Raw genomic sequence first — 26,254 nt, forward strand, 5'->3', positions numbered from 1 at the left:
GCACAACCGGGACCGGGGGTCGGCCCGGCCCCCTAAGCTCTCGGGGGCACCTCCCAGGAGGCGCGAGGGGGCCTTGGGGGGGCGATGACGACCGGACGCGCCCGCGCGGCACTGCCCGCGCCGGTGATCGAACTCGTCGGCCGGGAGGAGCTGGTCGCGGAAACCGCGCACCTGCTGGACGGCAACCGGATGGTGACGCTGGCCGGGCCGGGCGGGGTGGGCAAGACCGCGCTCGCGCTGGAGGTGGCCCGGCGCCGCCGGGACCGGCCCGCCGGCACCGCCCAGGTGGCCGTGGCCCACCTGGGCGACACCACGCGCGCCGAGGAGCTGCACCGCGAGGTCGTGCGGGCGCTCGGCGTGAACGACCAGTCCTGCGCCGACCCGGTGGACGTGCTGGTGGACTTCCTGCGCGGCCGGGAACTCCTGCTGGTGCTGGACAACTGCGAGCAGATCCGGGACGCCGTCGGCGACCTGTGCTCGGTGCTGCTGGAGGAGGCGCCCGGCGTGCGGGTGCTGGCCACCAGCCGGCAGCACCTGGGCATCGCGGGCGAGTACGCCGTGCCGGTGCCGCCGCTGTCGGTGCGCGCCGACGACGTGACCCGGTCCGACGCGATGTGCCTGCTGCTGCGCCGCGCGGAGGCGGCGGGCAGGCGGGTCGCCGCCGCCGACGACGACTGGGCCGCGCTGGCCGAACTCGTGGACTGGTCCAGCGGCCTGCCGCTGGTGCTGGAACTGGTCGCGGTGCGGCTGGGCGGCGGCATGGCGCCGCGCGAGATCGTGGACCGGCTCGACGGCGGCCGGCTGCTGGCCACCCGCACCCGCCGGGTCCGGCCGCACCACCGCACCCTGGAGCAGACCCTGGACTGGTCGCACGACCTGTGCTCGCCCGGCCAGCGCCGGCTGCTGGCCCGGATCTCGGTGTTCGCGGGCGGCTTCGCCCTCGGCACGGCCGAGAAGGTGTGCTCGGGCAACGGGATCGACGAGCACGAGGTGCTCGACCTGCTGGCCGACCTGGTCGCCCGGTCGCTGGTGCAGACCGGCCCCGACGGGCGCTACCACCAGCTCCACCCGGTCCGCGAGTACTGCCGCCGCCGACTGCGGGCGTCGGGCGAGGAGCGGGCGCTGCGGGACGCGCACAGCGCGTTCTTCCGCGACTTGGCGGGCGAGCTGGCCGCCACCTGGTACTCGCCGGACGAGGTCGCGCTGCTCCAGCGCGGCTACGACGAGATGCCGAACTTCCGGGCGGCGCTGCACCACTGCGCCACCGCGCCCGGACTGGCGGGCCGGGGCCTGGCCCTGCTGCACGACCTGGCCCGCCTGCGGGTGCAGTTCTTCTTCGGCATGCTCGGCGAGTTCCGGAACTGGTTGCGCACCCTGCTCGACCTCACCCCGGTGCGGCCGACCCCGGAGCGGATCGGCTCGGCGGCGATGCTCGGCTGGATCATGCTGTGCCAGGGCTCCCAGCGGGAGGCCGGGGTCGTGCTGGCGCACCTGCGCGAGCTGGTCGGCGACCGGGACGACGTCGCGCCGGCCGTGCTGCTGGAGGGCGCGCACGCGATGCTCGTCGAGGGCGACCCGAGGTGCATCGGGCTGCTGCGCCGCGCGGTGGACCTGTTCGAGGTGATGGGCCCCGGGTTCCGGGGCGACCGGGGCAACTTCAAGCTGATCTGGGCGCTGGCCGCGGGTTTCCACGGCGACGAGGCGACCGGGATCGCGGCGGCCGAGGACTGCCTGGCCGACGCGCGGGCCGCCGGCGGCGAGTGGGCGATCAGCTGGGCGCTGTGGGCGCGCGGCCTGGCCCCGTTGCGGCACGGCTCGCCGGCCGAGGCGGTGTCGTGGTTCCGGGCCGCCCTGGAGATCCACATCGGGCTGCGCGAGCAGTGGGGGAGCACCTGGTCGGCCGAGGCGATCGCGTGGGCGCTGGCCGGTGTCGCGGAGCGCGACGGCGCGGCGTCCGACCTGCTGGAGACCGCGGCGCAACTGCTCGGCGCGGCGGTCCTGATGCAGACCGCGACCGGCGTGGCGATCGGCGGGCTGATGCCGTTCGGGCGGGAGCGGGAGAAGGCGCGCGCCACCGTCGTCGCCCGGCTGGGCGCGGCCCGCTACCAGGCCGCCTACGACCGGGGGATGGCGATGACAGGCCGCGACGAGGCGTACGCGCTGGCCTTGCGGCCCGAGGTGCGGCGTGCGCGACCCGCCGACGTGGCGCCGGCCGACCTGTCGCCGCGCCAGCGCGAGGTGGCCGTCCTGGTCTCCCAGGGGCACCCCAACCACGAGATCGCCCGGCGGCTGCACCTGTCCGTGTCGACCGTGGAGAACCACCTGACGGCCATCTTCGCCAAGGTCTCGGTCGCCAACCGGGTCGAACTCGGCACCTGGGTCGGCGCCCACAACGGTTTGTCCGGGCACGGTCCACCCCACAACGGCCCTACACCTCGATGAGCGCGGGCGGTTCGCCCAGCGACTGCGACCGCCCGGCCGCCCAGCGGTCCGCCGACCACGCCGCGGCCAGCGCGTCGAGCACGTCGTCCACGGCCGGCCCGGCGGGCAGGTCCGCCAGCACCTCGGGCACGTCGACGAACGCCCGCAGCGCGATCAGCCGCTGCGCCACCCCGCGCGCCGACCGCTTCGAGTCGACCACGCGCGGGTCCAGCACCCGGAACGTGGTCTCCGGGTGCACCTCCACCACGTTCGCCGGCAGGTCGCGCCGCCACTGCCGGATCTTCGGCACGAGGTGCCACGCCTGCTTGCTGATCGCCTTGCCGTGCGCCGCCCGCGACACCGCGCACGCCTCGGCGTAGGTGGCGCACCCCAGCACCGCCTCGACCGGCGCGAAGAACATCGAGGACCGGGCCGCGCCGAGCAGTTCCCGCGCCCGCACGTCCGACGCCCGGTAGCCCGAGACCGGCGACCGCAGCGGCATGTCCACGCCCACCCCGGCGCACCCGGCGGTCAACCCGACCACCTCGTCGGCCGACCCGACCCGGTGCCACCGGACCTCCGACCGGGACGCCACCAGCGCCACCACCCACCCGCCGGGCGTGCCGTCGACCCCGGCGATCACGCCCGCAGCACCCCGTCCACCAGGCGCGGCACGGCGGTGCTCACGTTCACCTGGGACGCGAGCGCCACGTCCGGGCCGTGCCCGGCCGCGATCAGCTCCCGCCCGGACACGCACCCGGCCAGCACGTCCGGCACCGGCGACCGGGCGAAGACCTCCGCCGCCACGACCGCCTCGACCGACGCCGCCCCGTAGCCGAGCAGCGAAGCCAGCACCGCGCCCGCGCCCAGCAGGTCCTCCACCGCCGGCCGCAGCGGACCCCGGTGCTCGTGGCGCGGGCTGTTGACGTGCACGCCCCACCGCTCGCCCGCCGCGATCACGCCGATCGGCCCGCCCCGGGCCAGGTCGCGGGCCGCCTCGGCGACCGCGCGGGCGTTGCGCAGGCACCCGGCCAGGACCAGCGACTCGGTGGCCGCGGCCAGGTCGCACAACGTCGCCCCGTTGGGTGAGGGCAGGTCCAGTTCGGTCCCCGCCGGCAGCTCCACCAGCGACGACGGCCGCAGCGTCCACGACGGGTCGGCGGGCGGCGTCGCGCGCTCCCGGTCCGTCCAGCGCACCGGGCGCACCGACCCGCCGCGCCCGACAACGATGTCGGCGGCCGTGCTGAACGACAGCACGTCCACGACCACCACCACGGCGCACAGCCCACCGAGTGCGGCGACGCCTTCGTCACCCCATTCCAGCCGCAGCTGGTATCCCTCTTGACCGAACACCCGCGCAAGGATGGCAGACTCCCCGGACGTGCGTGTTTACCTGGGATCCGACCATGCGGGCTTCGAGCTGAAGGCCCACCTCGCCGAGCACCTGTCCGAAGCGGGCCACGACGTGGTCGACGTCGGGCCGGCGGTGTACGACGCGGAGGACGACTACCCCCCGTTCTGCATCGAGGCGGCCCGCCGCGTGGTGGCCGACGAGGGCAGCCTGGGCGTGGTGATCGGCGGCTCCGGCAACGGCGAGCAGATCGCCGCCAACAAGGTGCCCGGCGCGCGGGCCGCGCTGGCCTACACCGTCGAGACCGCGCGGCTCGCGCGGGAGCACAACAACGCGCAGCTGATCGGCGTCGGCGCGCGGATGCACACCACCGAGGAGGCGACCGCGATCGTCGAGGCGTTCCTGGCCACCCCGTTCTCCGACCAGCCCCGGCACGCCCGTCGGATCGCGATCCTGAGCGACTACGAGCGCACCGGCGAGGCACCGGAACTGCCCTGATGATCCGGCAGCTGCTGTTCGAGGACCTGGACGGGACGTTCGCGCCCGATCCGGAGACGGTCATCGACGCCGCCGCGACCGACCCCCGCTACCTCGACCGGGTGCCGGGGCTGCTCGCGCTGCTCACCGCCGCCGGGACCGAGCGCTACCACCGCTTCCTGGCGGTGCAGGCGCTCGCGTCCTGGGGCTGCGGTCCGGTGTACCCGGTGGTGGCGGCCACCGCCGAGGTCGGCCGCCGCTCGCCGTGGCTGGGCGTGGTGCGCGACCTGGGCGGCCGGGACCGGACGTTCCCGGAGCTGGCCGGCGCGGTCGCCGAGGGCCGGCGGCACACCGAGGGCACCGAGGCCGAACCGGCCCGGGTCGGGGCGCTGACCGCGCTGGTGGGGTTGGGCGACGAGCTGTTCTTCGACTGGCAGCTCGCCTACGCGGCCGACCGACCCGAGGCCGCCGACGCGCTGGCCGCCGTCGTGGAGCGCGGCGTGGACCGGGCCGACGAACCCGACTTCGACCGGGTGCTCCAGCTCGCCGGCCTCTGCGCCGTGCTGGGTCGGCACGACCACGCCCGCGCCGTGCCGCTCGCGGAACGCCTGCTGCGCAAGGACAACCGGCTCACCGTGCGGGTCCACCTGCGTCCGGTGGTGGCGATCGGTGCCTGAGGGACACACCCTGCACCGGCTCGCCCGGCTGCACCAGCGCCGCTACGCGGGCACGGCGGTCGAGGTCACCAGCCCGCAGGGCCGGTTCCACTCGTCCACTGTGGACGGACGGGTGCTGCTCCGCGCGGAGGCGCACGGCAAGCACCTGTTCCACGTCTACGGCCCGGACGCCACCGTGCACGTCCACCTGGGCCTCTACGGCACCTTCAGCGAGTTCGCGCACCCGGTCGCCGACCCGGTCGGCCAGGTCCGGATGCGCCTGGTCGGCCCGACGCACTGGACCGACCTGCGCGGACCCACCCGGTGCGAGGTGCTGACCGACGTCGAGGTGGCCGCGCTGCACGGCCGGCTCGGCCCGGACCCGCTGCGCCGGGACGCCCGACCGGACCTGGTGTTCGCCCGGATCGCCAAGTCCCGCAAGTCGATCGGCGTGCTGCTGATGGACCAGGAGGTCATCGCGGGCGTCGGCAACGTCTACCGGGCCGAGATCCTGTTCCGGCACGGCGTGCACCCGCTGACGCCCGGCAACCGGGTCGACCGCGCGCTGTGGGACCTGATGTGGGCCGACCTGGTGCTGCTGATGCGCGACGGCGTGAAGGTCGGCCGCATCGACACCGTGCGCCCCGAGCACATGCCCGCCGCCACCGGCCGCGCCCCGCGCGAGGACCGGCACGGCGGCGAGGTCTACGTCTACCGGCGCACCGGCCTGCCGTGCCTGGTGTGCGGGACCCCCGTGGCGATGGCCGACCTGGCCGCCCGCAACCTCTACTGGTGCCCCGGCTGCCAGCCCGAGTGACCTGGAATCCGCGGCTCCCGGGCAACGATCGGGGCACGACCGGGCGGCGCCCGGCGACGCCGGGAACCTCGGGCCGGCCGTTCCGTCCAAGCTAACGGAACCCGGTCCGCGAACGATCAGCCGGCAGGAGAAGGGGGCGTGGGGTGACCGATCCCGTGTTCGGCGGCGACGAAGTCCGCACGGAGCAGGAAATCGCCCGGTGGGCGGCGGGTGTGGCGGCGAAAGCCGAGAAGTACCAGGAGATGAGCAGGCAGGTCGCCGAGGTGGCGGTCGACGAGGTGTCCAAGGACGGGCTCGTGCGGCTCAGCGTCGGCGCGTCCGGCGCGTTGCGCAACATCGAGATCTCCGACAAGGCGCGCGAGGTGTCCGGAGCGACCCTCGCCGCGTCGATCATGACCACCATGCGCCGGGCGCAGTCCCGGATCGCCGGCCGGGTGTCCGAGATCGTCACCGCGGTCGGTGTGGCCGAACCGGGAACCGCCGACGCGCTGGTCTCGTCCTACCGTCAGCGTTTCCCCGAGCCTTCGTCCGACACCCCTCCGTGGGCGGACCAGGTGCGGCCGACCACGCCGCCGCCCGCCCGGCGGCCCGTCCAGGACGACGAGGACTGGGACGGTCCTTCCGTCACCGAGTAGGGGGTTTGCGTGAACCAGGGTTACCAGGTCCTCGTAGAGGAGTTACGCGGCCACGCCGACCGACTGCGCGGCGTCGAGGACCAGCTCGCCCAGGCCGTCGACGCCGCGCAGCAGGTCAGCCTGTCCGGCGAGGCCTACGGCAAGATCTGCACGATGCTGCCCCCGATGATGGGGTTCATCGCGAACGCCGGCGTGCACGCGCTGAGCGAGGTCGCCGGGTCCGTCGGCGAGACCATCGAGACGGTCAAGCGGACCGCGACCGAGTACGAGACCGTCGAGCAGGGCAACGCGCGCACGTTCAGCGGGAGCGGCAGATGAACAACCCGCTGGTGGCCGAACGCGTGGACTCCACCCAGAGCTACACCGGCATCGGCCCGATCGAGGCCGCCGCCGACCTCCAGCAGGCGTTCGCCAACGGCACCTGGGTCGACCAGGGCCTGGCGCTGGCCGGTGGCGGGCTGGAGGCGCTGTCGTTCGTCCTGGACCCGCTCGGGTCGCTGGTGTCCTACGGCGTGTCCTGGATCATCGAGCACATCGGCCCGCTGCGGGACGCGCTGAACTGGCTGGCCGGCGACGCCGACCAGATCGCCGCCTACGCCAAGACGTGGGGCAACGTCTCGCAGGCCGTCACCAGGGCCAACGAGACCCTGGTGAACGAGGTCAACCAGGGCTCCTCCGGCTGGACCGGCGCGTCCGCCGACGCCTACCGGGCCTCGGTGACCACCCAGTCCCAGCACATCACCGCCGCCTCGCGCTGCGCGGACATGATCGGCACCGTGGTCGAGGTGACCGGCGTGCTGGTCGGCACGGTCCGGGGGATCGTCCGCGAGATCATCGCCGAGTGCGTGGCCACGCTGATCGCGCGCATCCCGCAGTGGCTGGCCGAGGAGGCCGTCACGCTCGGCTTCGCGACCCCGCACGTGGTCGCGGCGGCGGTGGCGATCATCTCCAACTTCGTGAAGAAGATCGCCGACAAGCTCAACCTGCTGATGCGGTCGATCGCCAAGCTGCGCCCGCTGCTGTCCCGGCTGGACGAGATCTGGGAGCTGATCAAGCGGGGCCTCAAGGCGCTGCGCAAGGCGGACGGCCCCGGCGCGTCGCCGAAGACCCCGGACCCGGTGAAGAAGCCCGGCAACACCGACGTGAAGCCGCACGGCGACCCGGGCGGCAACACCACGCCCGCCAAGCAGGGCGGCGACCCGCCGGTGTCCAAACCGCCGGAGACGCACGGCGACAACGGCACCACCCCGCCGCGCCAGGGCGGCGAAGCCCCGCCCCCGGTCTCCAAGCCCCCGGAGACGCACGGCGGCGACACGGGCGGCAACACGAACACCTCCGGCACGCACGGCGGCGGTGGCGACGCCCAACCCCCGCCCAAGCCGACCGGCGGCGACACCACCCCGTCCAGCGGTGGTGCCAACCCGCCGCCCGGCGACGGCAGCGGCGGTGGCGGCTCGAACAAGCCGCCGGGCGACAACAACCCGCCGCCCACGCCGGGCGAGCCGAACCCGGACCACCCGCTCAACCGCCGCCCGCTCGACCCGAAGGAGCCCCACCCGGAGCTGACCCCGGCCGAGAAGAAGGCGCTCGACGACCACCTGAAGGACCTGGAGAAGAAGAACCACGAGCGGTTCGCGGAACTGGAGAAGGACCCCGACCACAACGGCAAGCCCCGCCCCGGCTCGCAGGACGAGGCGCGGGTGGCGCTCGACCTGGAGCAGCGCGGCCTCGGCCCGTTCGAGCGGCCGACCGGTCCCGACGGCAAGCTCCTGCCCGGCCAGGGCGACTTCGTCGACCCCAAGACCGGGCAGCACTGGGACGTCAAGAGCGTCAACTCGGACTGGCCGCCGAGCGTGCCCGAGCACGTCCGCAACAGCCGCCCGTACACCGACGGGTACACCGAGGGCTGGCTGGACAACACCGTCAAGGAGCAGTTCGACAAGGGGCGTAACGTCATCCTGGACACGCGCAACGCGAGCGCGGCCGACATCGCGAGCGTGAAGGCGCTGGTGGAGAGGAGGGGTTGGGGTGACCGGATCATCTTCTACCCGTGAGCCCTGGCAGCCCCTCCGCTGGCCCGAGTCGCCGGAGGCGGTCGCCGTGCTGCGCGCGTGGCTGGACGACCCCGAACAGCCGATCTACGCGCTGGAGCTGGACCTGCGCGGGGCCGACCTGTCCGGCGGGCCGTTCGTCGAGGGCTGGTTCTCCCGGTCCAACCTGGCCGACGCCGTGCTGCGCGGCGTGCAGCTGTGGGCGGCGCACTGCACGGAGACCCGGTTCGTCCGGGCCAACCTGGTCGACGCCGACCTGGTCAAGGCCGTGCTGCACGGGGCGAGCTTCGTGCGGGCCCAGCTGATCGGCGCGAACCTGACCCGCGCGGACGCCATGAACGCCCGCTTCACCGAGGCCGACCTGCGCCGCGCGGACCTGACCGACGCGTCCTTCACCGGCGCCGACCTCACCCGCGCCGACCTGTCCGGCACGTCGGTGACCACCACGTCGTTCCGGGACGCCGTCCTGGTCGACACCACCGTGTCCGGCATGACCGGCACCATCCTCGGCCCGACCGAGGTGGTCCCCGGCCTCAAGCTGGACGGCGCGGAACTGGAGCAGTGGTTCGGGGCGCGTGGCGCGGCGGTGTCCGTGCTGCGCACCGAGTCCGTCTGACCCGCACACGACGAGAGGGGCCGTCCGACGCCGGACGGCCCCTCTCGCGCGTCGGTCAGAAGTCGAAGCCGCCCCCGAAGTCGCCACCGCCGAAGTCGCCGCCGCCACCCCAGTCGCCGCCGCCGTAATCGCCGCCGAAGTCGCCACCGCCGTCGCCGCCCGCGTCGCCACCGCCCGCGTCACCGCCGTCGGCACCCGCGCCGTCGGAGTACCCGTCGGCGTAGGCGGCGTTCAGGGCGTCCGGCGAGACGCCGTGCATGCCCGAGAACATCGCGTCGAACAGCAGGAACGAGCCCACGCCCCACGCGCCGGCGACCAGCGCCGGCTTCCACCACGGCTCGCTGTACCAGCCCTGCGGCACCGGGCGACCCGCCACGACACCACCGGGGTAGTAGTGCGGGGTGCCCGAGCCCGGCCGCGGCGACGCCTCGTAGTCGTGGCCCTCGACGCTGACCTTGCGGTCCTCGGTGACCTGCCCCGCGCGGCCCTGGCCGGTCAGGTCCGGCAGCTCCGGACCGGGGTCGATGCCCATCGCGGTGCGCGCCGCGCGCACGTAGTACAGGCCCTCCATCGCGGTCTGCGTGACCAGCTTGCACTGCTCGACCGTCTTGGCCTGCTCCATCTGCGACCCGGCCGCGGTGAACCGCTCGGACGCGTCGGCCAGCGCCTGGCTGGACGCGACGTCCGTGCCGGTCAGGTTCATCACCTGGCCGCCCAGCCGCTCCACCCAGCGCCGGGCGTCGGCCTGGGCGTCCTCCAGCGCCTTCTGCCGGGCGGCGGCGCGGGTCTTGGCCAGGTACCAGACACCGCCGATGACCACGACGATCAGTACGAGCACCACGATGGCGGTGTTCACGGGCCCTCCCGGTCAGTGCGACGGCGTTGCTGTCCAGTGAACGCACCGGACCCGGACACAGGTTCCCGAACCGGTCAGAACACCTCAGGGCAGTGTGGCTCCTGGTCGCCCAGAAACGCATGTGACAGGCCGTTCAGCGTGCCCGGTGTGAGTTCCCGCACCCGCTGCCCGCGAGCCAGCGACGTCAGCCGCGTGCCCCCCAGGAACGCCGCGCCGAGCGCCTGCACGTCCAGCGCCACGTCCGGGTCGTCGTCCACCCGCCGCACGGACGCCTCGCCGTCCTTCACGGTGAACCGCCAGCGGCCTTCGTTCCAGGGGCAGAACTCGTCGGCCACCTCCAGCACCACGTCGACCTCCGACAGGTAGCGGCGCAGCGGCAACGCCCGGTCCACGTCCACCAGGCGCACCCACAGCGAGTCGGTGCGGGCCCGCAGCGCCAGCCGCGAGTCGGCCAGCAGGTGCACCACCGGGTCGTCCGAGGCGGTGAAGAACTTCAGCTCGCCGACGTGGTCGAGGTCGAGCAGGTACCGGTAGAGCGCGGCGTACGCCTGGTCGGTCTCGGCGGCGAGCGTGCGCACGTGCAGCTCGTTGCGCGGGCCGCGATCCCGCCAGTCCGACTTCACCCGGTACACCGCGTAGCCCCGCGAGTGCAGCACGTAGCGGTAGGCGGTGAGCCCGTCGCGATCGTCCTCCTGGTCGGCCAGGTGGTGGTCCCAGTGCGCGTCGGTGCGGCTCAGCCAGCCCGTCCGGGTCGGCCGCAGCCGCTCGTAGATCTCCTTGACCAGCGGCAACGCCTCGGCAACGGGCAGCTCGCGGATGCGTTCGCCGCCGACGTCCACGCCCGCCCGGAACGCCGCGCCGCGCGGCACGTCGAGCCGGGCGAACTCGCCGGCCATCCCGTAGCCGAAGCGCGGGTAGATGCCGGACTCGGAGGCCCACAGCGCGGCGAACGCCTCCCGCCGGTCGTCGTGCAGGCCGTGCAGCTGGCCGGTCATCACCCTGGTCATGACCCCGCGCCGGCGGTGACCGGGTTTCACCCCCACCGACGTGACCGCCGCGACGGGCTGCGGGCGGTTGCCGGGCAGGGTCATGTCCCGGGTCTGGATGCCACCGCCGCCGATCAGCTCGTCGCCGTCGAACACCCCGAGGTGGCGTTCGGCCTCGAACATGCCGCGCCAGCGTTCGAGCTCCTCGTCCTTGGTGTCGGACAGGAACGACTGGTCGATCATCAGCTGGAACGGGCGGAGTTCGTCGTCGCGGAGAGAGCGAAGGGTGAGCGGCATGCCCCCGTCATACGCCGCCGGCGGCCCGCGCGCGATTCGTTTTAGGGGTGTCGCCGGACCGGCGGGCTCGGCGATGCTTCGCCGGTGGACGCGCAGACGCTCGGCATCGCCCTGCGGGCCGAGGCGGCGGCCCTGGCCGTCGCGGCGGACCTCGTGCCGGGGGACCGGCCGGTGCCCGGCTGCCCCGGCCGGACCGTGGCGGAGCTGGTCGGCCACGTCGGCTCGGTGCACCGCCTGGTCACCCGGTGGGTGACGCGGGGCAGCCGGCCGACCGAGTGGCCCCGGTCGCCCGGCGGCGCGGACCCGGTCGACTGGTACCGGATCGGCGCGGCGTCGCTGATCGCCGTGCTGGACCCGGCGCGGGCCGCGCGACCGGCCGCCACCTGGTGCCCGTGGGACCGCACGATCGGGTTCTGGCTGCGGCGGATGGCGCACGAGACCGCCGTGCACCGGGTGGACGCGCAGGCCGCGGCGGGCCTGGCCGCGCCGCTGGACCCGGCGCTCGCGGCGGACGGCATCGACGAGGTGCTGGACCTGTGGCTCGGCTGCCACCTCCCGCCCGCCGCGACCACCGGCGGCCGGGCCGTGGCGCTGCGCGTGCCGGGTCGGGAGTGGACCGTGGCGCTGCACGACCGGGTGGTCGACTTCTGCCCGCTCGCCGACCCGGCGGCGGTCGTGACCGGGTCGGCGTCGGCGGTGGACCTGTGGCTCTGGGGCCGTGCGCCGTTGTCGGAACTGTCGGTGGAAGGCGACGAAGCAGTCGTGCACGCCTTGCGCGCCGCCGTCGCCGCAGCGACCCGTTAGGCGTCGCCGGGATGGGGCTAGCCGGGCGGCCAGGTCATCGAACGCCCGCCGAGCACGTGGCAGTGCACGTGGAAGACGGTCTGCCCGCCGTCACGACCGGTGTTGAAGACCAGCCGGTAGCCGTCGTCGGCCAGGCCCTCGGCCTTCGCCACGTGGTGCGCCGCCTGGAGCACCGCGCCCGCCGTGACCGGGTCGAGGTCGCCCACCGCGCGGTGGTGGTCCTTGGGGATGACCAGGACGTGCGTGGGTGCCTGGGGGTTGATGTCGTGGAAGGCGAGCACGGTGTCCGTCTCGTGCGCGACCCGCGCCGGCACAGAGCCCGCAACGATGCGGCAGAAGAGACAATCGTCGGTCACAACCGCATCGTAGGGCGCACACTGTGGCGATGGCGCGTATGAAGTTCCGGGTTCTCCTGAGATGCCTGGTGACCTTCACCATCGGCTTCCTCATGGTCCTGCTGGCCGTCCGCTTCGGCGAAGCCCTCTGGCGCGCCGTCACCTCTTACGGCCGCTGACCCCGCACCACTTTCCTTACGCCTCACGGCTCTCGCACGGTGCCCGACACGAAGCAGAACTCGTTGCCCTCCGGGTCGTGGACAACCTGAAAGCTGCCCTGCTCGTCGGTCACGATCCCACCGCGCGCAGTGGCTCCGAGGCCGACCGCCACCCCCACGGCCGCGCGGATGTCGTCCACCGCCACGTCGAGGTGCAGCCGGTTCTTCACCGTCTTGTCCTCGGGAACGGGCTGGAACGAGATCCGCGGCCACCCCGGCGGTTCGACGTGCGACCACCCGAGCGCCCGGTCCACCGCCGTGCCGCCCAGCAACGCCGCCCAGAACCGCGCCAACGCGGCCGGCTGCCGGCAATCCACCACGATCTGATCCAGTCGCATGGTTCCATGATCTGTGACGTGGGACCCGTTCGGCACCTTGGCGGAGACCAGATGGATCACCGGCGGCCAGTGGGCGGGCAAGTCGACGGTCGCCGACCTGCTGGCCGTCCGTTATGGACTGACCGCCTACCACTACGACTACCACGACGCCCGCGGCCACAACGACCGCCGCAAGGCCAACGGCGTGGAACTGCCGGACCCCGAGACGGCGTGGGTCCGGACGACCCCTGAGCAGATGGCCGCCGACGCGCTGGCCCGCTTCCCGCAGCGCTTCGAGTGGGCGCTGGACGACCTGCGGGCGCTGGTGTCCGGCCAGCCGATCGTCGCCGAGGGCTGGGGCCTGCGCCCCGAACTGGTCGCGCCGATCGCCCGAGCCCCGCACCACGTGGTCGTGATGGTGCCGACGAGGGAGTTCCGCCGCCACCAGCTGACCGCGCTGCCCCGCGCGGCGGCGATGGTCCACCAGGTCAGCGACCCGGCGCGGGCCCAGAGCAACCGGCTGGCCCGGGACTTCCTGGTGGCCGAGGACGCCGTCCGCCGGGCGGAGGCCCTCGGCATCAGGGTGATCGAGGTCGACGGCACGAGGACCGCCGAGCAGGTGGCCGACGAGGTCGCCGACCACTTCGCGCTCACCGAGGCGCGTACATGATCACCACGACGCCGACCAGGCACACCGCCGCGCCCACCAGGTCCCACCGGTCGGGCCGGAACCCGTCGAACACCACGCCCCACGCCAGCGAGCCCGCGACGAACACCCCGCCGTACGCGGCGAGGATGCGCCCGAAGTTCGCGTCGGGCTGGAGCGTCGCGACGAACCCGTAAGCGCCGAGGGCGACGACCCCCAACCCGACCCACCACCACCCGCGCTGCTCGCGGACGCCTTGCCAGACCAGCCAAGCACCACCGATCTCGGCGACGGCGGCGAGCACGAACAGCAGGACGGACCGGACGACTCCCATGGGCCGGGACCCTAGACGGGGACGGCTTTCACCAACCGGGCGTTGCGCCCGAAGATGAACCAGCCCAGGCTGCCGAGGAAGGGGAACCCGATGATCACCACGATCCAGAGGAACTTCCCGCCCCCGGTGAGCCGGTCCTGGCGCATGACGGAGACGAAGGCCGCCACCCAGAGCGCCACCAGGAGCAACGAGGTGAACAGCAGGAACACCGCGATCGTCACACTGGTCGAGTCGGCGGTGTCCTGAGCGAGAACCGTGATCATGGGGCCTAACCTAAAAGCCAAACGCCCCACGCCCCCGCCGAACCACCCGGACGTGTGACCATGCCCGACACCTGCACCTACACCCCGGAATCCGGTGTGACCCCGACCGACCACAACCGCCCGTGGACCCGGTCCTGAAACCACGTCGACCCGCATGGCGACGGTTCGTCGGCGCTGTGCGTGGAGACCGCCGAACCGCGACCTGGTCCTGACCGCCACCCACGAGGGCCGGCACGTGGCGTTCACGTGGGAGCCGAGCACGTGAACACGAACGCCCGACCCCGTGGACGTCGACCATCCGCCAGCAACTCCCGCCGGGCGGGGACCTCCGGACGTTCGCGAACGACGTCCGCCACCTCCCGACCCCCACCCTCCACAGTAGACACCTCCGGCGCCCCCTCCCGCTTCGTCGAGCGCCCGGAATTGTCGGTCCCCGGTGCTAACTTGCGCGCATGATCGAAGAGGCACACGGCGTAGCGCTGACGGAACGGGCGATCGAGTCCGTGCGACGCGACCCGGGCAGGTCGATGTACGACTTCATGAACGTCCCGTGGGTGACGGGCGGAACCCCCAAACCCATGCCCGAGGACAGACTGGCCACCCTGACGTTCCCCTCGGGCAGACCACTGTCCCCGAGCCTGCGCACGTGGCTGGCCTACGACACGAGCCTGTTCGAGCGCCACGGCTGGTTCGCCGAGGACGGCACCCTGACCCCACGCCCCCTGGACCGCCTGGCGTCCGACACCCTGGGCGAGTTCTGGGGCCAGTGCTTCACCTCGATCACGCCCCGGTTCGAGGAGTGCTTCCTGCTACCGGGAGGTTCCGACTCCAGGCGGGTCCTGGCCGTAGGCGCTCCGGACTCGATCGGCGAGTACCCGGTCCTGGCCCTGGACGTGGACGACATGCCGTTCGCCGGCCTCATGTACCCGGGCTTCGACGTCTACGTGGCCAACGAAGCGGACCTGATCCAACACGAGTTCGACACGTACCTGGACTTCTTCGACGACCCGACCTACGCCCACCGCATGAACGAACACGCCAAGCACCGCTTCGCCGGCGAGCAGTGCTACGAACACTTCTTCTAACCCCTGAGGTCGGGGCACGTCGGCACAGGCAGCTACCGCACCTCGCCGCCGCTGCGCAGTTCCGTGAGCCACTCGCCGACCTGGCCGAGGTCGTGCAAGTACGTCCCGCCGGGCCCGTCGACCAGATCGATCCCGTGCAACCGCCCAAGCGCCGTCCACACGACCGGATCCGCCACGTCGACGTCCTCAGCGAAGTACCGCCCCGCCCACCGATCAACCTCATCCCGGCTGACGACGCCACTCAACAGCCGCTCGAACTGCCGTCCAACCTCAGCCCGTGAAGGTTCCCTCAACCCCATGGCCCCAGAGTCTTACAGCCGTCACCACTCCTGTCGGCCGTACCAGCCGACAGCCGTTGGGCCTGTGTGATCGCAGGGGACAGGCCAACAGTCTTGGCGGGCTTTGGTCTGCCCCCTGCGATTCGCTGACCGGTCTTCCATGTTTCGTGGACGGGGGTTCCGGTCGTGTTCAGGGTAGTGGAACGTTCGGTGTGCACGTCAAGCCGCAGCGTGCACACAACCAGGTGGAAGTTGGTGGCCCGCGCTGCGGTGGTCCTCGGTCTACGTGTCCGAGTGGCCGACCACGATGCGGGGCCTACCAAGTCGACCTCAAGGCCGTGAACGGCACGCCTATTGCACGCGGGATGGCACGGAAGATCAAGAAGGGTGATCGGATCGTCCACTTGGGACGGACGGCGAGGCGGCTACCTGCGAAGGAGTCAGAGAGCGGGTGACGGGAATCGAACCCGCATGACCAGCTTGGAAGGCTGGGGCTCTACCATTGAGCTACACCCGCATCGCGTCCACGGGGTGGGCGCGGGAACAGCTTAGCCTGTCGCGATAGGGTGTTGGTGACCGGGGCGTGGCGCAGTTTGGTAGCGCACCCGCTTTGGGAGCGGGGGGTCGCAGGTTCAAATCCTGTCGCCCCGACCAGGTCAGGGGCCCTGTCCTCCTTCGGGAGGGTGGGGTCTCTGGCGTTCTGGAGTCGATCTCGTCTTCGGGCACGGTCGTGCGGGAGCAGGGGGCGGTGCCGCGCGGTCCCAGGGGGAAGACCTGGGTACCGCGAGGGGTTCCGGCCTGACGGTGCGTGCCGTTCTTGAGCACACCCGCGCCATCGGGCGCTCAAGAACGGCGGTCCCCAGGTGTCAGGCCGGTGTTGCCACCTGCTCGCTCACCACCTGTGCCGCAGCCGACACCAGCGCCGTCACCGACGGGTTGGTGGAGTTGTCCTGGCGCCACGCGAACTGGGTGTACACCCGGAACGGCGGGACCCAGGGCAGGCGGCACAGCCGTCCGTCGGCCAACTCCGCGGCGACCGTCACCTCGGGTACCAGGCTGATCCCCAACCCCGAGGCGACCGCGCGCTTGGCGGCGTCGATCGAATCCAGCGCCAGCACCGGCGACCTCGTCTCCGCTTCCTGGAGGCCGAGGGCCTGCTCGAACTGCTCGTAGTAGCTCGCCCCGTTCTCCGCCCGGATGAGGGTGCTCCCGCGCAGCTCATCCTCGGTGATCACGGAGCGCCGCGTCAGCGCGTGCGTCGGCCCGGCGACCATGACCAGCGGCTCCGGGCACAGCACGGTCGTCTCCAGCCCCTCGCGGGGCTCGACGGAGCCGATGAAGAACGCGCAGTCCAGCCGTCCCTCGCGCACCGATGACAGGTTCGTCTGCGTGTTGCGCGAGTGCAGCGAGATCTGGACGCTCGGGTAGCGCCAGCACATGTACTCGATCAGTGGTAACAGGCGGTAGTCGGTAAGGCTTTGGGCACTGCCGATGACCAGTTTGCCGTGCGGCTCCCCGTTCATCGTTATGGCTTTCCGCGCCTTGTCCGTCAACGTGATGATGTTGCGCGCGAAAGGCAGGAGTTCGACCCCGGCGGAGGTCATCTGGATCCCGCGCGGCAGGCGGCGGAACAACGGCACCCCAAGGGTCTCTTCGAGTGCCTTGATCCGAGTGGTTATGGTGGGTTGCGAGCAATTCAGCGTGGCGGCTGCCTTGGTGAAACTGCCCGTTTGAACCACAGTTGTGAACGCCAAAAGCTGACGCGTCTCCATGGAGCTCCCCAACGGTGCGTGAAAGTGATCCACGAGTGGCCGGTGTAGGACGGCGTCGTGGGTTCGTTGCGTGGCGGCGGTCGACCTAGCTGCGCCGGATGGCCGGACGCTGCGTCGTGCTGGTCAACATCGCCGCTCCACCGTGAGGAGCGGTGCCCGATGGTCTCGTGTTCCGGCCAGGGCCCTCCGGAGTCCGGCGCGGTGCTGCTCGGAGCCGGCGTCCGGGGTGGGTCCTGGGTTACTGTTCGGCAGCGGCGGAATGGCTCTCATCGGGTCATCGGCACCTTGTCTGGTAGGTGGTTAAGAAGCTCGATGACATTGTTTCGCTCGTTCCTCTGGTCCCGGTTGCCGGTGACGTCCGCTGCTGGCCCCCCAGAACGCCCGGCAACGTGAATTGTTTCGTGGTCCAGCGATGCGGGTCCGGGCGTCACGCTACCTGAAACCCACACTAATGGACTACGGCGAGTGGAGTCATCTCGACAAGTGAAAGTTTTCCGTCGACCACTACTCCAAACGGCCGCAATTCACCCCTTGTGCCGAACCTCCCCGCCGTGATGGTTGCCGTCGGTTAGTCGCCGCTACGGCATCCGTGTTACACGGCGGTCGTGCGACTGCGTTCGGTGATGGTGCGTCTCGCTCCGTCAGCAAACGAGACCGTCACTCGAACGGCTCAGTACGGAAGTCTTCCACTCCGCTGCGAGGGCTAGCCACTGCGGCTGAACGGTCGAATGCGTGGCCTCGTCACCTGGCATGACGTTCGGAGGTCCGGGTCCGCACTGTTGCGGACGGTGCCCGCAGGTCGGCGGGGTTCAAGATCGCCTCCGGCGGGAGCGGGGTCGACCCGGCGGCGACCGGCCCGCCGGCCCCGCGCCCGGCCTCTCTCACTCTTTGGGGTGAAATCGGAGAACAATGGTCGGGAATGGTCGCCGGGGCGAACGGCGAACGCCCGCGGAGTGCCCGGAATCGATCGTGGAATTCGCCGGCACGTCCCCTGCGGCGCTGCGGGACCGCGTGCCGGCGAGTCCGTGACAAGCGGGCGAAGGGCTCGGTGGACCAGGTCGGCACCCGGCCGCGGCGGGCGATCCCGAAGTGGTCCGAACGCGATCCCGAAGCCGGTCGGCGACGATCTCCCGCACAGGCGCCCGCGCGGTAGTGCGCGCGAGTTCCCGGGGTGCCGGACCCCGGTCACCTCCCACCGCCTAGACTCATGCGGAATCCCGGCGCCCGACCAGAGCGTTTTCGGGATGTTCCGCACGTCCTGCCCGTTACGAGGAGACCACGTTGAAGAGCACCGTCGAGCACCTGAGCCCGACGCGGGTCCGGATCAACGTCGAGGTGCCGTTCGACGAGCTCAAGTCGGACTTCGACCGCGCGTACCGCAAGCTGGCCAAGCAGGTCCGCATCCCCGGCTTCCGCCCCGGCAAGGCCCCCGCCCGCGTGCTGGAGAGCCGCATCGGCCGCGCGCCGGTCCTGGACGAGGTCGTCCAGGAGGCGATCCCGGCCAAGTACCTGGAAGCGGTCAACTCCGGCGAGATCCGCACGCTCGGCCGCCCGGACTTCGAGGTCACGAAGATCGAGGACGGCGAGTCCCTGGCGTTCACCGCCGAGGTCGACGTCCGCCCCGAGATCACCGTGCCCGCGTTCGGCGAGCTGGCCGTGAGCGTGGACGAGCAGGAGGTCACCGACGAGGACGTGGCCACCCAGCTCGACGAGCTGCGCGCCCGCTTCGGCACGCTGACCGGCGTCCAGCGCCCCGCCGAGCAGGGCGACTTCGTCGTGGTCGACCTGTCCGCCACGGTCGACGGCGAGGAGGTCGAGGAGGCCAAGACCACCGGCCTGTCCTACGAGATCGGCTCCGGCCAGCTCGTGGAGGGCATCGACGACGCCCTGGTCGGCGCGTCCGAGGGCGAGTCCAAGGTCTTCACCACCAACCTGGTGGCGGGTGACCACGCCGGTCGTGACGCCGAGGTCACCGTGGTCCTCAACTCCGTCAAGGAGCGTCAGCTCCCCGAGCTGGACGACGACTTCGCGCAGCTGGCCAGCGAGTTCGACACCCTCGACGAGCTGAAGGCCGACCTGCGGGTCCGCCTGGGCCGGGTCAAGAAGATGCAGCAGGGCGTGCAGGCCCGGGACAAGGTCCTGGAGGCGCTGCTGGCCGCCGTCGAGGTGCCGCTGCCCGAGGCCGTCGTGCAGGGCGAGGTCGAGGCCCGTGCGCACGACGCCGTGCACGCCTTCGACCACGACGAGAACCGCTTCGCCGAGTGGCTGGTCGAGCAGGGCCAGACCCAGGAGGAGTTCGACACCGAGGTGCGCACCGCCGCCGAGCAGGCGGTCAAGACGCAGCTCGTGCTCGACGCCATCGCCGACGCCGAGCAGCTCTCGGTCACCGACGGTGAGCTGACCGAGCGGATCATCTACCAGGCGCAGCGGTTCGGCATCAGCCCGGACGAGTACGTCAAGCGCGCGCAGCAGTCCGGCCAGCTCGGCGCGATCTTCGCCGACGTGCGCCGCGGCAAGGCGCTGGCCTCGGTGGTCCGCCAGGCCACCGTGACCGACGAGGCGGGCAACGCGCTCGACCTGGACGAGCTGTTCGGCGAGACCAAGTCCACTGAGGAATCCGCGGCCGAGCCGACCGCGTAGCCGGTCGGATCTCCACCGGAGTTGAAGCCCTGAGCGAACGCGGGCGGTGTCGGGAAGGCGACGCCGCCCGTCTTCGTTAAGGTCGTTGGTACGAGACTCTTTTCGGCAAAGTTAGGCAGGCAGACGTGACGCAGCACTTCCCGACGCCCGAGATGCGGTCGGCCACGGGGATGAACCTCAACGACTCGGTCTACGAGCGCCTGCTCCGCGAGCGGATCATCGTGCTGGGGTCGCAGGTCGAAGAGGGCATCGCCAACCAGATCACCGCCCAGTTGCTCCTCCTCGCGGCCGAAGACCCGGAGAAGGACATCACGCTCTACATCAACTCGCCCGGCGGCTCGGTGACCGCGGGCATGGCGATCTTCGACACGATGCAGCTCATCGAGCCCGACGTGGCGACCTACGCGATGGGTCTGGCCGCGTCGATGGGCCAGTTCCTGCTCTCCGCGGGCACGCCCGGCAAGCGGCACGCGCTGCCGCACGCCCGCATCCTCATGCACCAGCCCTCGGCCGGCGTCGGCGGCACCGCGGCCGACATCGCCATCCAGGCGGACATGCTCACCCGGACCAAGCAGGAGATGGCGGAGCTGATCGCGCAGCACACCGGGCAGCCGGTGGAGCGCGTCATCGCCGACTCCGACCGCGACCGCTGGTTCACCGCCCAGGAAGCCCTGGAGTACGGCTTCGTGGACAAGGTGATCACCCGCGCCAGCCAGGCGAACACCAACTGACCGGGCAGCAGAGGACCAGGAGAGAACCAGTGAGCCAGTTCCACGCGCCGCAGTCCCGGTACGTGCTCCCCTCGTTCGTCGAGCGCACGAGCTACGGCATCAAGGAGTCCAACCCGTACAACAAGCTGTTCGAGGAGCGCATCATCTTCCTCGGCGTGCAGGTGGACGACGCGTCGGCCAACGACGTGATGGCCCAGCTGCTCGTGCTGGAGTCGGAGGACCCCGACCGCGACATCCTGATGTACATCAACTCGCCGGGTGGTTCGTTCACCTCGCTGATGGCCATCTACGACACCATGCAGTTCGTCCGGCCGGACATCCAGACCTACTGCCTGGGCCAGGCGGCCTCGGCCGCCGCGGTGCTGCTGGCGGCGGGCACGCCCGGCAAGCGGCACGCGCTGCCCAACTCGCGGATCCTGATCCACCAGCCCGCGACCGAGGGCGTGTACGGCCAGGTCTCGGACCTGGAGATCCAGTCGAACGAGATCCAGCGGGTGCGTCGCCTGCTGGAGAGCACCCTCGCCCGGCACACGAACAAGACGCCCGAGCAGGTGCGCACGGACATCGAGCGGGACAAGATCCTGACCGCCGACGAGGCCCGGGAGTACGGCATCGTGGACAGCGTCCTGCCGTACCGGAAGCTGTCGGCCAAGTAGTGCCACGTGACGCCCGACACGCCGAACCGACCAGGGTTCCTGCCCGGTTCGGGGTGTCGGGGGCACGCTGGTCCTCCCACACAGGTGGGTAGGCCAGGTACCGTCGAGGGGAACGGGCGGACCCCGCAGCCGGCGGGCGGATGCCACAGAAGCAGTCAGGCGCACCTCACCAGGTCGTGCGCCGGAGGGGACAGAGGTCAGCGGTCATGGCGCGTATCGGTGACGGCGGCGACCTGCTGAAGTGCTCTTTCTGCGGGAAGAGCCAGAAGCAGGTGAAAAAACTCATCGCCGGCCCCGGTGTCTACATCTGCGATGAGTGCATCGACCTCTGCAACGAGATCATCGAGGAAGAACTCGCGGAGGCTGGGGACGTCAAGCTCGACGAGCTGCCCAAGCCCGCCGAGATCCACGAGTTCCTCGACCAGTACGTGATCGGCCAGAACGAGGCCAAGCGCACGCTCTCGGTGGCGGTCTACAACCACTACAAGCGCATCCAGGCGGGCGACCGCGGGCGCGAGGGGCGCGACGACGGCGTGGAACTCGCCAAGTCGAACATCCTCATGCTCGGCCCCACCGGGTGCGGCAAGACCTACCTGGCCCAGACCTTGGCGAAGATGCTGAACGTGCCGTTCGCCATCGCGGACGCCACGGCGCTGACCGAGGCGGGCTACGTGGGCGAGGATGTGGAGAACATCCTGCTCAAGCTGATCCAGGCGGCGGACTACGACGTCAAGCGCGCCGAGACCGGCATCATCTACATCGACGAGGTCGACAAGATCGCTCGAAAGAGTGAAAACCCGTCGATCACCCGGGACGTCTCCGGCGAGGGCGTGCAGCAGGCCCTGCTGAAGATCCTGGAGGGCACCACCGCGTCCGTGCCGCCGCAGGGCGGGCGCAAGCACCCCCACCAGGAGTTCATCCAGATCGACACGACGAACGTGCTGTTCATCGTGGCGGGCGCGTTCGCGGGCCTGGAGAAGATCATCCAGGACCGGGTGGGCAAGCGCGGTCTGGGCTTCGGCGCCGAGGTGCGCACCAAGGCCGAGGTCGACGCGGCGGACTACTTCGCCGACTCGATGCCCGAGGACCTGATCAAGTTCGGCCTGATCCCCGAGTTCATCGGGCGTCTGCCGATGGTGGCCAGCGTCACCAACCTGGACAAGGAATCACTCGTCCGCATCCTCACCGAGCCGAAGAACGCCCTGGTCAAGCAGTACCAGAAGCTGTTCGAGATGGACGGCGTGGAGTTGGAGTTCACCAAGACCGCGATGGAGGCCGTGGCCGACCAGGCGATCCTGCGCGGCACCGGGGCGCGCGGCCTGCGGGCGATCATGGAGGAGGTCCTGCTGCCGGTGATGTACGACATCCCGAGCCGCACGGACGTCGCCAAGGTCGTCATCACCGAGCAGACGGTCAAGGAGAACGTGAACCCGACCATCGTCGCGCGGCAGCCGTCCCGGCGGGAGCGGCGCGAGAAGTCGGCGTGAGCCTCCCGTACACGCTGATCCTGCACGGTCTGGGCGGTTCCGGGCCGACGCACTGGCAGAACTGGCTGGCAGGCGAGCTGGCCCACCACGGTGGCCAGGTCGACCTGCCGCAGTTCACCATGCCGGACGCACCGCAGCTGCACGTGTGGCTGGCCGAGTTGCGCGAACACCTCGCCGCCGCGCCCACCTCGGGCGAGCGGGTGGTGGTCGCGCACTCGCTGGCGTGCCTGCTGTGGCTGCACCACGCGACCGGGGAGTTCGACCCGGCGCTGCGGGTCGACCGGGTGCTGCTGGTCGCCCCGGTCAGCCCGGAGTTCCGCGACGAGCCGCTGGTCACCGAGTTCCTCGACGTCCCGCTGGACCCGACGGCCGTGCGCCGGGCGGGGGTGCGCACCCGCCTGGTGGTCGGCGAGGGCGACCCGTACTGCACGGTGGTGCAGGGCAAGGAACTCGCCGAGGCGCTGCGGCTGGACGTGGACGTCATCGTCGGCGGCGCGCACCTGAACGTGGCGGCCGACTACGGCCCGTGGAGCGCGGTCCTGAAGTGGGTCCGCAGCGACCGCACGCCGCTCACCCCGCGCTGATCCCGGTCTACCCGGCGACGCGCTTGCCGAGGAAGCGGATCACGTCCGGCACGATCTTGCGGTAGAACACGTCGTCGTGGCCGCCGGGCGTCACCGACGCCACGGCCGGCTTCGCGGCGGCGATGAACCTGCGGGTGCCCTCGATGAACCGGTCGTGGTCGCCGATCCACACGCCGACCGGGGCCGGGCCGAGTTTGTCCAGGTGCTTGAGCGGGTCCAGCGCGGCCCACTGCTCCTGGTCCGCGAACGCCCGCCGCTTGGCCATCTCCGGCCAGTTCAGCAGCAGGCCGGGGGAGATGGCCGCGACCGCCTTGAGCGGTTCCCGGCGCTCCGCGCGCCGGCGGGCGTAGACCAGCGCGCCGAAGCCGCCCATGGACACCCCGGTGCACGCGAACAGCGGCCCGTAGGAGCGTTCGGCGAGCCACCGGGGCACTTCTTCGAGCAGCATCGCCATCGGGTCGTCGCCGGGCGCGTTCTCGTGCCAGTAGTTGTCGCCACCGTCCACCGCGACGAACCCGAACGGCGGCACGGACCGCCGGCCCACCGCGCCGACCAGCGCGTCCGGCATCCCGCCGACGGCCGCGAACCGGGCGTTGCCGTGCAGGCCGTGCAGCAGGACCGACATCGGCAGGGTGCTGGTGGGCACGCCCGGCGGCAGGATCGTCACCAGGTCGACCTCGCGGCGGCGGTACCGGGAGTAGACCCGTTCCACGCGCACCACGGGCCGCTTGCCCGCCGGCACCGGACCGGCCACGCCCAGGACGTGCCGGAGCGCGTCGCCGCCCGGCGACTGGCCGTTGAGCGCCGCGGCGACGCCCGTCACGGCCAACCCGGTCGCGCCGAGCGCGCCGAGCACCGTCCGCCTGCTGACCATGTCCCCCTCCTGCGAATCCCCCGGTTCCATCGCCCCGGGCACCCCGGGCGTTTCGCTAAACGACGGATCGCGCCCGAAGAGCCGCGATCCGCTCCGCCGGGTAGCCGAGCGCGCTCAGCACGTGGTCGGTGTGCTCGCCCAGCGCGGGCACCCGGCCCGGCGCCCAGTCCCACCCGGTGGAATCCACCGGTGGCCGCAGCACCGCCGCCGCGCCGCCCGGCACGCCGACCCGCGTCCACCGCTCGCGCGCGACGAGCTGCGGGTGGTCGGGCAGGTCGGCGACGCCCCGGGTGCGGGCGGCGGGCACGTCGGCCGCGTCCAGCGCCGCCAGCAGGTCGGCCGCGGCCCAGCCGGTGAAGTCGAGTTCGGCGTGCAGTTCGGGCCGGTGCGCCACCCTCGTGCCCACCGTGCCGAACCGCACGTCGTCGGCCAGCTCGGGCCGGCCGAGCACCCCGCACAGCCGCCGCCACTGCGGGTCGTTCTGGACGGCCAGGTGCACCGCGCCGTCCCGGCACCGGAACGGCCCGTACGGCGCGATGCTCGGGTGGTGCGCCCCGGTGCGCGGCGGCGCGGCCCCGGTGCCCGCCGCGTACAGCGCGGGCTGGTGCATCCACTCGGCCATCGCCTCGAACAGGGTCAGCCGCAGCGTGACGCCCTCGCCGGTGCGCTCCCGGTGCAGCAGCGCGGCCAGCACGGCGGACTGGAGCTGCACGCCGGCGGCGATGTCGGCGACCGAGATGCCCGCCCGCGCGGTCACCTCGCCGTCGCCGGTCAGCTCCACCAGGCCCGCCTCGGACTGCACCAGCGCGTCGAACGCCTTGCGCGCCGCGTACGGGCCGGTCTCGCCGTACCCGGACAGCTCGCCGACCACCAGCGACGGGTGCGCTGCCCGGAGCGTGTCGGCGTCCACACCCAGTCGACGTGCCGCGCCCGGTGCGAGGTTGCACAGCACCACGTCGGCCGGCGCGACCAGGTCGGCGAGCACCTCGCGGCCCTCGGGGTGCTTGAGGTCGAGGGTCAGCGACTGCTTGCCGGCGTTCGTCCAGGCGAAGTACGAGGACACCTCGCCGCACGCCCGGTCGTAGTGGCGGGCGAAATCGCCGCCGTCCGGGCGTTCCACCTTCACCACGCGCGCGCCGAGGTCGGCCAGCAACCTGGTCGCGTACGGCACCGCCACGGCTTGCTCGACGCTGACGACGAGGACGCCGTCGAGGGGTCTCGCGGGTCTCAAGCGGTGATCCGTTCCGCGCCCGAGTAGACGTTCATCGAGTCGCCGCGCAGGAAGCCGACCAGCGTGACGCCCTGCTCGTCGGCCAGCTCCGCGGCCAGCGACGACGGCGCGGACACGGCCGAGAGCACCGGCACGCCGGCCATCGCGGCCTTCTGGACCAGCTCGAACGACGCCCGCCCGGACACCATCAGCACCGTCCCGGTCAGCGGCACCCGGTCCTGGAGCACGGCCCAGCCGAGCACCTTGTCCACCGCGTTGTGCCGGCCGACGTCCTCGCGGACCACCAGGGCTTCACCCGATGCGGTGAAAATTCCGGCGGCGTGCAGCCCGCCCGTGGAGGCGAACACCTTCTGCTTCGCGCGCAGCGCGTCGGGCAGGCCCGCCAGCACGTCGACGTCGACCCGCACCGGGTCGTCGGCGGGGGAGTAGCGGGTCTTGAGCTTCACCGCGTCCAGCGCCGCCTTGCCGCACACCCCGCAGGACGAGGTGGTGTAGAAGTTCCGCTCGACGCCCGCCTCCGGCGGCGGCACGTGGTCGGCCAGCGTGACGTCGAGCACGTTGTAGGTGTTGAGCCCGTCCGGGCCGGTGCCCTCGCAGAACCGGGCCACGGACACGTCGGCGAGCCCGCCGATCACGCCTTCGCTGAGCAGGAAGCCGTGCGCCAGTTCCACGTCGTGGCCGGGTGTGCGCATCGTCACGGCCAGCGCCTTGCCGCCGACCCGCAGCTCCAACGGCTCCTCGGCGGCCAGCGCGTCGACCCGCGTGCGGTGCGTTCGTCGCGAATACGTGACCACTGGGCGACGGACGGTGACACGCCCCATCGTGGAACTCCTTCC

30 protein-coding genes and 2 tRNA genes are annotated in these 26,254 nt (G+C 71.9%); 18 read left to right on the forward strand and 14 right to left on the reverse strand.

What is annotated here, in order from left to right; translation table 11 throughout:
- The first annotated feature begins 84 nt into the window (after nucleotides 1-84).
- Nucleotides 85-2,442, forward strand: a complete 2,358-nt coding sequence (locus AC0HI0_RS42750; RefSeq protein ID WP_480929166.1) for a LuxR C-terminal-related transcriptional regulator — start codon at nucleotides 85-87, stop codon at nucleotides 2,440-2,442.
- Here AC0HI0_RS42750 and AC0HI0_RS42755 read toward each other — a convergent pair.
- Both AC0HI0_RS42755 and AC0HI0_RS42760 read right to left on the reverse strand, forming a co-directional pair.
- Nucleotides 2,429-3,064: a DUF429 domain-containing protein gene (locus AC0HI0_RS42755; protein ID WP_480929167.1), complete on the reverse strand. Its 636-nt coding sequence runs from the start codon at nucleotides 3,062-3,064 to the stop codon at nucleotides 2,429-2,431. The genes AC0HI0_RS42750 and AC0HI0_RS42755 overlap by 14 nt on opposite strands.
- The gene (locus AC0HI0_RS42760) at nucleotides 3,061-3,774 is read right to left on the reverse strand and encodes a 2-phosphosulfolactate phosphatase (RefSeq protein WP_480929168.1); all 714 of its coding nucleotides are present in this window, start codon (nucleotides 3,772-3,774) and stop codon (nucleotides 3,061-3,063) included. The genes AC0HI0_RS42755 and AC0HI0_RS42760 overlap by 4 nt, the downstream gene beginning before the upstream one ends.
- Nucleotides 3,775-3,802: 28 nt before the next feature.
- Between AC0HI0_RS42760 and AC0HI0_RS42765 the strand changes: the two genes are divergently transcribed.
- The 7 genes from AC0HI0_RS42765 to AC0HI0_RS42795 all read left to right on the forward strand — a co-directional run bounded on the left by AC0HI0_RS42765 (nucleotide 3,803) and on the right by AC0HI0_RS42795 (nucleotide 9,024).
- A complete protein-coding gene (locus AC0HI0_RS42765) occupies nucleotides 3,803-4,270 on the forward strand; it encodes a ribose-5-phosphate isomerase (protein ID WP_480929169.1) in 468 nt (155 codons plus the stop codon).
- Nucleotides 4,270-4,926, forward strand: a complete 657-nt coding sequence (locus tag AC0HI0_RS42770) for a hypothetical protein (protein ID WP_480929170.1) — start codon at nucleotides 4,270-4,272, stop codon at nucleotides 4,924-4,926. The genes AC0HI0_RS42765 and AC0HI0_RS42770 overlap by 1 nt, the downstream gene beginning before the upstream one ends.
- On the forward strand, nucleotides 4,919-5,722 hold the full coding sequence (locus tag AC0HI0_RS42775; protein WP_480929171.1) for an Fpg/Nei family DNA glycosylase: 804 nt from the start codon (nucleotides 4,919-4,921) through the stop codon (nucleotides 5,720-5,722). Before AC0HI0_RS42770 ends, AC0HI0_RS42775 begins: the two co-directional genes overlap by 8 nt.
- A 143-nt stretch (nucleotides 5,723-5,865) precedes the next feature.
- On the forward strand, nucleotides 5,866-6,357 hold the full coding sequence (locus AC0HI0_RS42780) for a YbaB/EbfC family nucleoid-associated protein (protein ID WP_480929172.1): 492 nt from the start codon (nucleotides 5,866-5,868) through the stop codon (nucleotides 6,355-6,357).
- Between the two features lie 9 nt (nucleotides 6,358-6,366).
- Nucleotides 6,367-6,675, forward strand: coding sequence for a type VII secretion target (locus tag AC0HI0_RS42785; RefSeq protein ID WP_480929173.1), 309 nt, complete (start codon nucleotides 6,367-6,369; stop codon nucleotides 6,673-6,675).
- Nucleotides 6,672-8,411 (forward strand): hypothetical protein, encoded by a 1,740-nt coding sequence (locus tag AC0HI0_RS42790; RefSeq protein ID WP_480929174.1) that lies wholly within the window; start codon nucleotides 6,672-6,674, stop codon nucleotides 8,409-8,411. Before AC0HI0_RS42785 ends, AC0HI0_RS42790 begins: the two co-directional genes overlap by 4 nt.
- On the forward strand, nucleotides 8,386-9,024 hold the full coding sequence (locus AC0HI0_RS42795; RefSeq protein WP_480929175.1) for a pentapeptide repeat-containing protein: 639 nt from the start codon (nucleotides 8,386-8,388) through the stop codon (nucleotides 9,022-9,024). The genes AC0HI0_RS42790 and AC0HI0_RS42795 overlap by 26 nt, the downstream gene beginning before the upstream one ends.
- A gap of 55 nt (nucleotides 9,025-9,079) precedes the next feature.
- On the opposite strand, the gene AC0HI0_RS42800 is transcribed toward AC0HI0_RS42795, so the two are convergent.
- The gene (locus AC0HI0_RS42800; protein ID WP_480929176.1) at nucleotides 9,080-9,880 is read right to left on the reverse strand and encodes a hypothetical protein; all 801 of its coding nucleotides are present in this window, start codon (nucleotides 9,878-9,880) and stop codon (nucleotides 9,080-9,082) included.
- A 74-nt stretch (nucleotides 9,881-9,954) separates the two neighbouring features.
- Nucleotides 9,955-11,163 carry a GNAT family N-acetyltransferase gene (locus tag AC0HI0_RS42805; RefSeq protein ID WP_480929177.1) on the reverse strand — a complete coding sequence of 403 codons (1,209 nt, stop codon included), beginning with the start codon at nucleotides 11,161-11,163 and terminating at the stop codon, nucleotides 9,955-9,957.
- An 84-nt stretch (nucleotides 11,164-11,247) separates the two neighbouring features.
- Between AC0HI0_RS42805 and AC0HI0_RS42810 the strand changes: the two genes are divergently transcribed.
- A complete protein-coding gene (locus tag AC0HI0_RS42810) occupies nucleotides 11,248-11,967 on the forward strand; it encodes a maleylpyruvate isomerase family mycothiol-dependent enzyme (RefSeq protein ID WP_480929178.1) in 720 nt (239 codons plus the stop codon).
- Between the two features lie 17 nt (nucleotides 11,968-11,984).
- Here AC0HI0_RS42810 and AC0HI0_RS42815 read toward each other — a convergent pair whose 3' ends face one another.
- Entirely contained in the window at nucleotides 11,985-12,323 is a 339-nt protein-coding gene (locus tag AC0HI0_RS42815; RefSeq protein ID WP_480929179.1) for a histidine triad nucleotide-binding protein, read from the reverse strand.
- A 29-nt stretch (nucleotides 12,324-12,352) separates the two neighbouring features.
- Here AC0HI0_RS42815 and AC0HI0_RS42820 point away from each other — a divergent pair, with 29 nt between their 5' ends.
- Nucleotides 12,353-12,481 (forward strand): hypothetical protein, encoded by a 129-nt coding sequence (locus AC0HI0_RS42820; RefSeq protein ID WP_480929180.1) that lies wholly within the window; start codon nucleotides 12,353-12,355, stop codon nucleotides 12,479-12,481.
- Nucleotides 12,482-12,504: 23 nt separating this feature from the next.
- Here the strand turns inward: AC0HI0_RS42820 and AC0HI0_RS42825 are convergent, their stop codons facing one another.
- On the reverse strand, nucleotides 12,505-12,858 hold the full coding sequence (locus tag AC0HI0_RS42825) for a VOC family protein (RefSeq protein WP_480929181.1): 354 nt from the start codon (nucleotides 12,856-12,858) through the stop codon (nucleotides 12,505-12,507).
- Between the two features lie 13 nt (nucleotides 12,859-12,871).
- Here AC0HI0_RS42825 and AC0HI0_RS42830 point away from each other — a divergent pair, with 13 nt between their 5' ends.
- Nucleotides 12,872-13,507, forward strand: a complete 636-nt coding sequence (locus AC0HI0_RS42830) for a hypothetical protein (protein ID WP_480929182.1) — start codon at nucleotides 12,872-12,874, stop codon at nucleotides 13,505-13,507.
- Here the strand turns inward: AC0HI0_RS42830 and AC0HI0_RS42835 are convergent.
- Together AC0HI0_RS42835 and AC0HI0_RS42840 are read right to left on the reverse strand one after the other, a co-directional pair.
- Complete coding sequence (locus AC0HI0_RS42835) at nucleotides 13,488-13,817, reverse strand: YnfA family protein (RefSeq protein WP_480929183.1); 330 nt, start codon at nucleotides 13,815-13,817, stop codon at nucleotides 13,488-13,490. The genes AC0HI0_RS42830 and AC0HI0_RS42835 overlap by 20 nt on opposite strands.
- An 11-nt stretch (nucleotides 13,818-13,828) precedes the next feature.
- A complete protein-coding gene (locus AC0HI0_RS42840; protein WP_480929184.1) occupies nucleotides 13,829-14,080 on the reverse strand; it encodes a PLDc N-terminal domain-containing protein in 252 nt (83 codons plus the stop codon).
- Nucleotides 14,081-14,532: 452 nt separating this feature from the next.
- Between AC0HI0_RS42840 and AC0HI0_RS42845 the strand changes: the two genes are divergently transcribed.
- Entirely contained in the window at nucleotides 14,533-15,165 is a 633-nt protein-coding gene (locus AC0HI0_RS42845) for a hypothetical protein (protein ID WP_480929185.1), read from the forward strand.
- 32 nt (nucleotides 15,166-15,197) lie between these two features.
- Here the strand turns inward: AC0HI0_RS42845 and AC0HI0_RS42850 are convergent, their stop codons facing one another.
- Together AC0HI0_RS42850 and AC0HI0_RS42855 are read right to left on the reverse strand one after the other, a co-directional pair.
- Nucleotides 15,198-15,341, reverse strand: coding sequence for a hypothetical protein (locus AC0HI0_RS42850; protein ID WP_480929186.1), 144 nt, complete (start codon nucleotides 15,339-15,341; stop codon nucleotides 15,198-15,200).
- A 548-nt stretch (nucleotides 15,342-15,889) separates the two neighbouring features.
- Nucleotides 15,890-15,960, reverse strand: a tRNA-Gly gene (locus AC0HI0_RS42855).
- A gap of 60 nt (nucleotides 15,961-16,020) precedes the next feature.
- Between AC0HI0_RS42855 and AC0HI0_RS42860 the strand changes: the two genes are divergently transcribed.
- Nucleotides 16,021-16,097, forward strand: a tRNA-Pro gene (locus AC0HI0_RS42860).
- A gap of 212 nt (nucleotides 16,098-16,309) precedes the next feature.
- Here AC0HI0_RS42860 and AC0HI0_RS42865 read toward each other — a convergent pair.
- A complete protein-coding gene (locus AC0HI0_RS42865) occupies nucleotides 16,310-17,215 on the reverse strand; it encodes a LysR family transcriptional regulator (RefSeq protein WP_480929187.1) in 906 nt (301 codons plus the stop codon).
- 1,281 nt (nucleotides 17,216-18,496) lie between these two features.
- On the opposite strand from AC0HI0_RS42865, the gene tig reads away from it, so the two are divergent.
- The 5 genes from tig to AC0HI0_RS42890 all read left to right on the forward strand — a co-directional run bounded on the left by tig (nucleotide 18,497) and on the right by AC0HI0_RS42890 (nucleotide 23,313).
- On the forward strand, nucleotides 18,497-19,855 hold the full coding sequence (gene tig / locus AC0HI0_RS42870; protein ID WP_480929188.1) for a trigger factor: 1,359 nt from the start codon (nucleotides 18,497-18,499) through the stop codon (nucleotides 19,853-19,855).
- Between the two features lie 125 nt (nucleotides 19,856-19,980).
- Entirely contained in the window at nucleotides 19,981-20,586 is a 606-nt protein-coding gene (locus AC0HI0_RS42875; RefSeq protein WP_480929189.1) for an ATP-dependent Clp protease proteolytic subunit, read from the forward strand.
- Nucleotides 20,587-20,615: 29 nt separating this feature from the next.
- The gene (locus tag AC0HI0_RS42880) at nucleotides 20,616-21,242 is read left to right on the forward strand and encodes an ATP-dependent Clp protease proteolytic subunit (RefSeq protein WP_480929190.1); all 627 of its coding nucleotides are present in this window, start codon (nucleotides 20,616-20,618) and stop codon (nucleotides 21,240-21,242) included.
- Nucleotides 21,243-21,448: 206 nt separating this feature from the next.
- Entirely contained in the window at nucleotides 21,449-22,729 is a 1,281-nt protein-coding gene (gene clpX / locus AC0HI0_RS42885) for an ATP-dependent Clp protease ATP-binding subunit ClpX (RefSeq protein WP_184692995.1), read from the forward strand.
- Nucleotides 22,726-23,313 (forward strand): RBBP9/YdeN family alpha/beta hydrolase, encoded by a 588-nt coding sequence (locus AC0HI0_RS42890; protein WP_480929191.1) that lies wholly within the window; start codon nucleotides 22,726-22,728, stop codon nucleotides 23,311-23,313. The genes clpX and AC0HI0_RS42890 overlap by 4 nt, the downstream gene beginning before the upstream one ends.
- Before the next feature lie 7 nt (nucleotides 23,314-23,320).
- Here AC0HI0_RS42890 and AC0HI0_RS42895 read toward each other — a convergent pair whose 3' ends face one another.
- The 3 genes from AC0HI0_RS42895 to fdhD are packed head-to-tail and all read right to left on the reverse strand — an operon-like array spanning nucleotide 23,321 to nucleotide 26,239.
- Nucleotides 23,321-24,187, reverse strand: coding sequence for an alpha/beta hydrolase (locus tag AC0HI0_RS42895; RefSeq protein WP_480929192.1), 867 nt, complete (start codon nucleotides 24,185-24,187; stop codon nucleotides 23,321-23,323).
- Between the two features lie 55 nt (nucleotides 24,188-24,242).
- Entirely contained in the window at nucleotides 24,243-25,418 is a 1,176-nt protein-coding gene (locus tag AC0HI0_RS42900; RefSeq protein WP_480929193.1) for a CaiB/BaiF CoA transferase family protein, read from the reverse strand.
- Nucleotides 25,415-26,239 carry a formate dehydrogenase accessory sulfurtransferase FdhD gene (gene fdhD, locus AC0HI0_RS42905; RefSeq protein ID WP_480929194.1) on the reverse strand — a complete coding sequence of 275 codons (825 nt, stop codon included), beginning with the start codon at nucleotides 26,237-26,239 and terminating at the stop codon, nucleotides 25,415-25,417. The genes AC0HI0_RS42900 and fdhD overlap by 4 nt, the downstream gene beginning before the upstream one ends.
- Between the last annotated feature and the right edge of the window lie 15 nt (nucleotides 26,240-26,254).

The sequence above is a fragment of the Saccharothrix sp. NBAS 001 genome, from assembly GCF_056640475.1.

Excerpts from the sequence above, each read along its gene's own strand:
- clpX (WP_184692995.1), top strand. The coding sequence starts at position 21,449 with ATGGCGCGTATCGGTGACGGCGGCGACCTGCTGAAGTGCTCTTTCTGC.
- AC0HI0_RS42790 (WP_480929174.1), top strand. The coding sequence starts at position 6,672 with ATGAACAACCCGCTGGTGGCCGAACGCGTGGACTCCACCCAGAGCTAC.
- AC0HI0_RS42750 (WP_480929166.1), top strand. The coding sequence starts at position 85 with ATGACGACCGGACGCGCCCGCGCGGCACTGCCCGCGCCGGTGATCGAA.
- AC0HI0_RS42865 (WP_480929187.1), bottom strand. The coding sequence starts at position 17,215 with ATGGAGACGCGTCAGCTTTTGGCGTTCACAACTGTGGTTCAAACGGGC.
- AC0HI0_RS42825 (WP_480929181.1), bottom strand. The coding sequence starts at position 12,858 with ATGCGACTGGATCAGATCGTGGTGGATTGCCGGCAGCCGGCCGCGTTG.
- AC0HI0_RS42820 (WP_480929180.1), top strand. The coding sequence starts at position 12,353 with ATGGCGCGTATGAAGTTCCGGGTTCTCCTGAGATGCCTGGTGACCTTC.
- AC0HI0_RS42770 (WP_480929170.1), top strand. The coding sequence starts at position 4,270 with ATGATCCGGCAGCTGCTGTTCGAGGACCTGGACGGGACGTTCGCGCCC.
- AC0HI0_RS42845 (WP_480929185.1), top strand. The coding sequence starts at position 14,533 with ATGATCGAAGAGGCACACGGCGTAGCGCTGACGGAACGGGCGATCGAG.
- AC0HI0_RS42895 (WP_480929192.1), bottom strand. The coding sequence starts at position 24,187 with ATGGTCAGCAGGCGGACGGTGCTCGGCGCGCTCGGCGCGACCGGGTTG.
- AC0HI0_RS42835 (WP_480929183.1), bottom strand. The coding sequence starts at position 13,817 with ATGGGAGTCGTCCGGTCCGTCCTGCTGTTCGTGCTCGCCGCCGTCGCC.
- fdhD (WP_480929194.1), bottom strand. The coding sequence starts at position 26,239 with ATGGGGCGTGTCACCGTCCGTCGCCCAGTGGTCACGTATTCGCGACGA.
- AC0HI0_RS42840 (WP_480929184.1), bottom strand. The coding sequence starts at position 14,080 with ATGATCACGGTTCTCGCTCAGGACACCGCCGACTCGACCAGTGTGACG.
- AC0HI0_RS42805 (WP_480929177.1), bottom strand. The coding sequence starts at position 11,163 with ATGCCGCTCACCCTTCGCTCTCTCCGCGACGACGAACTCCGCCCGTTC.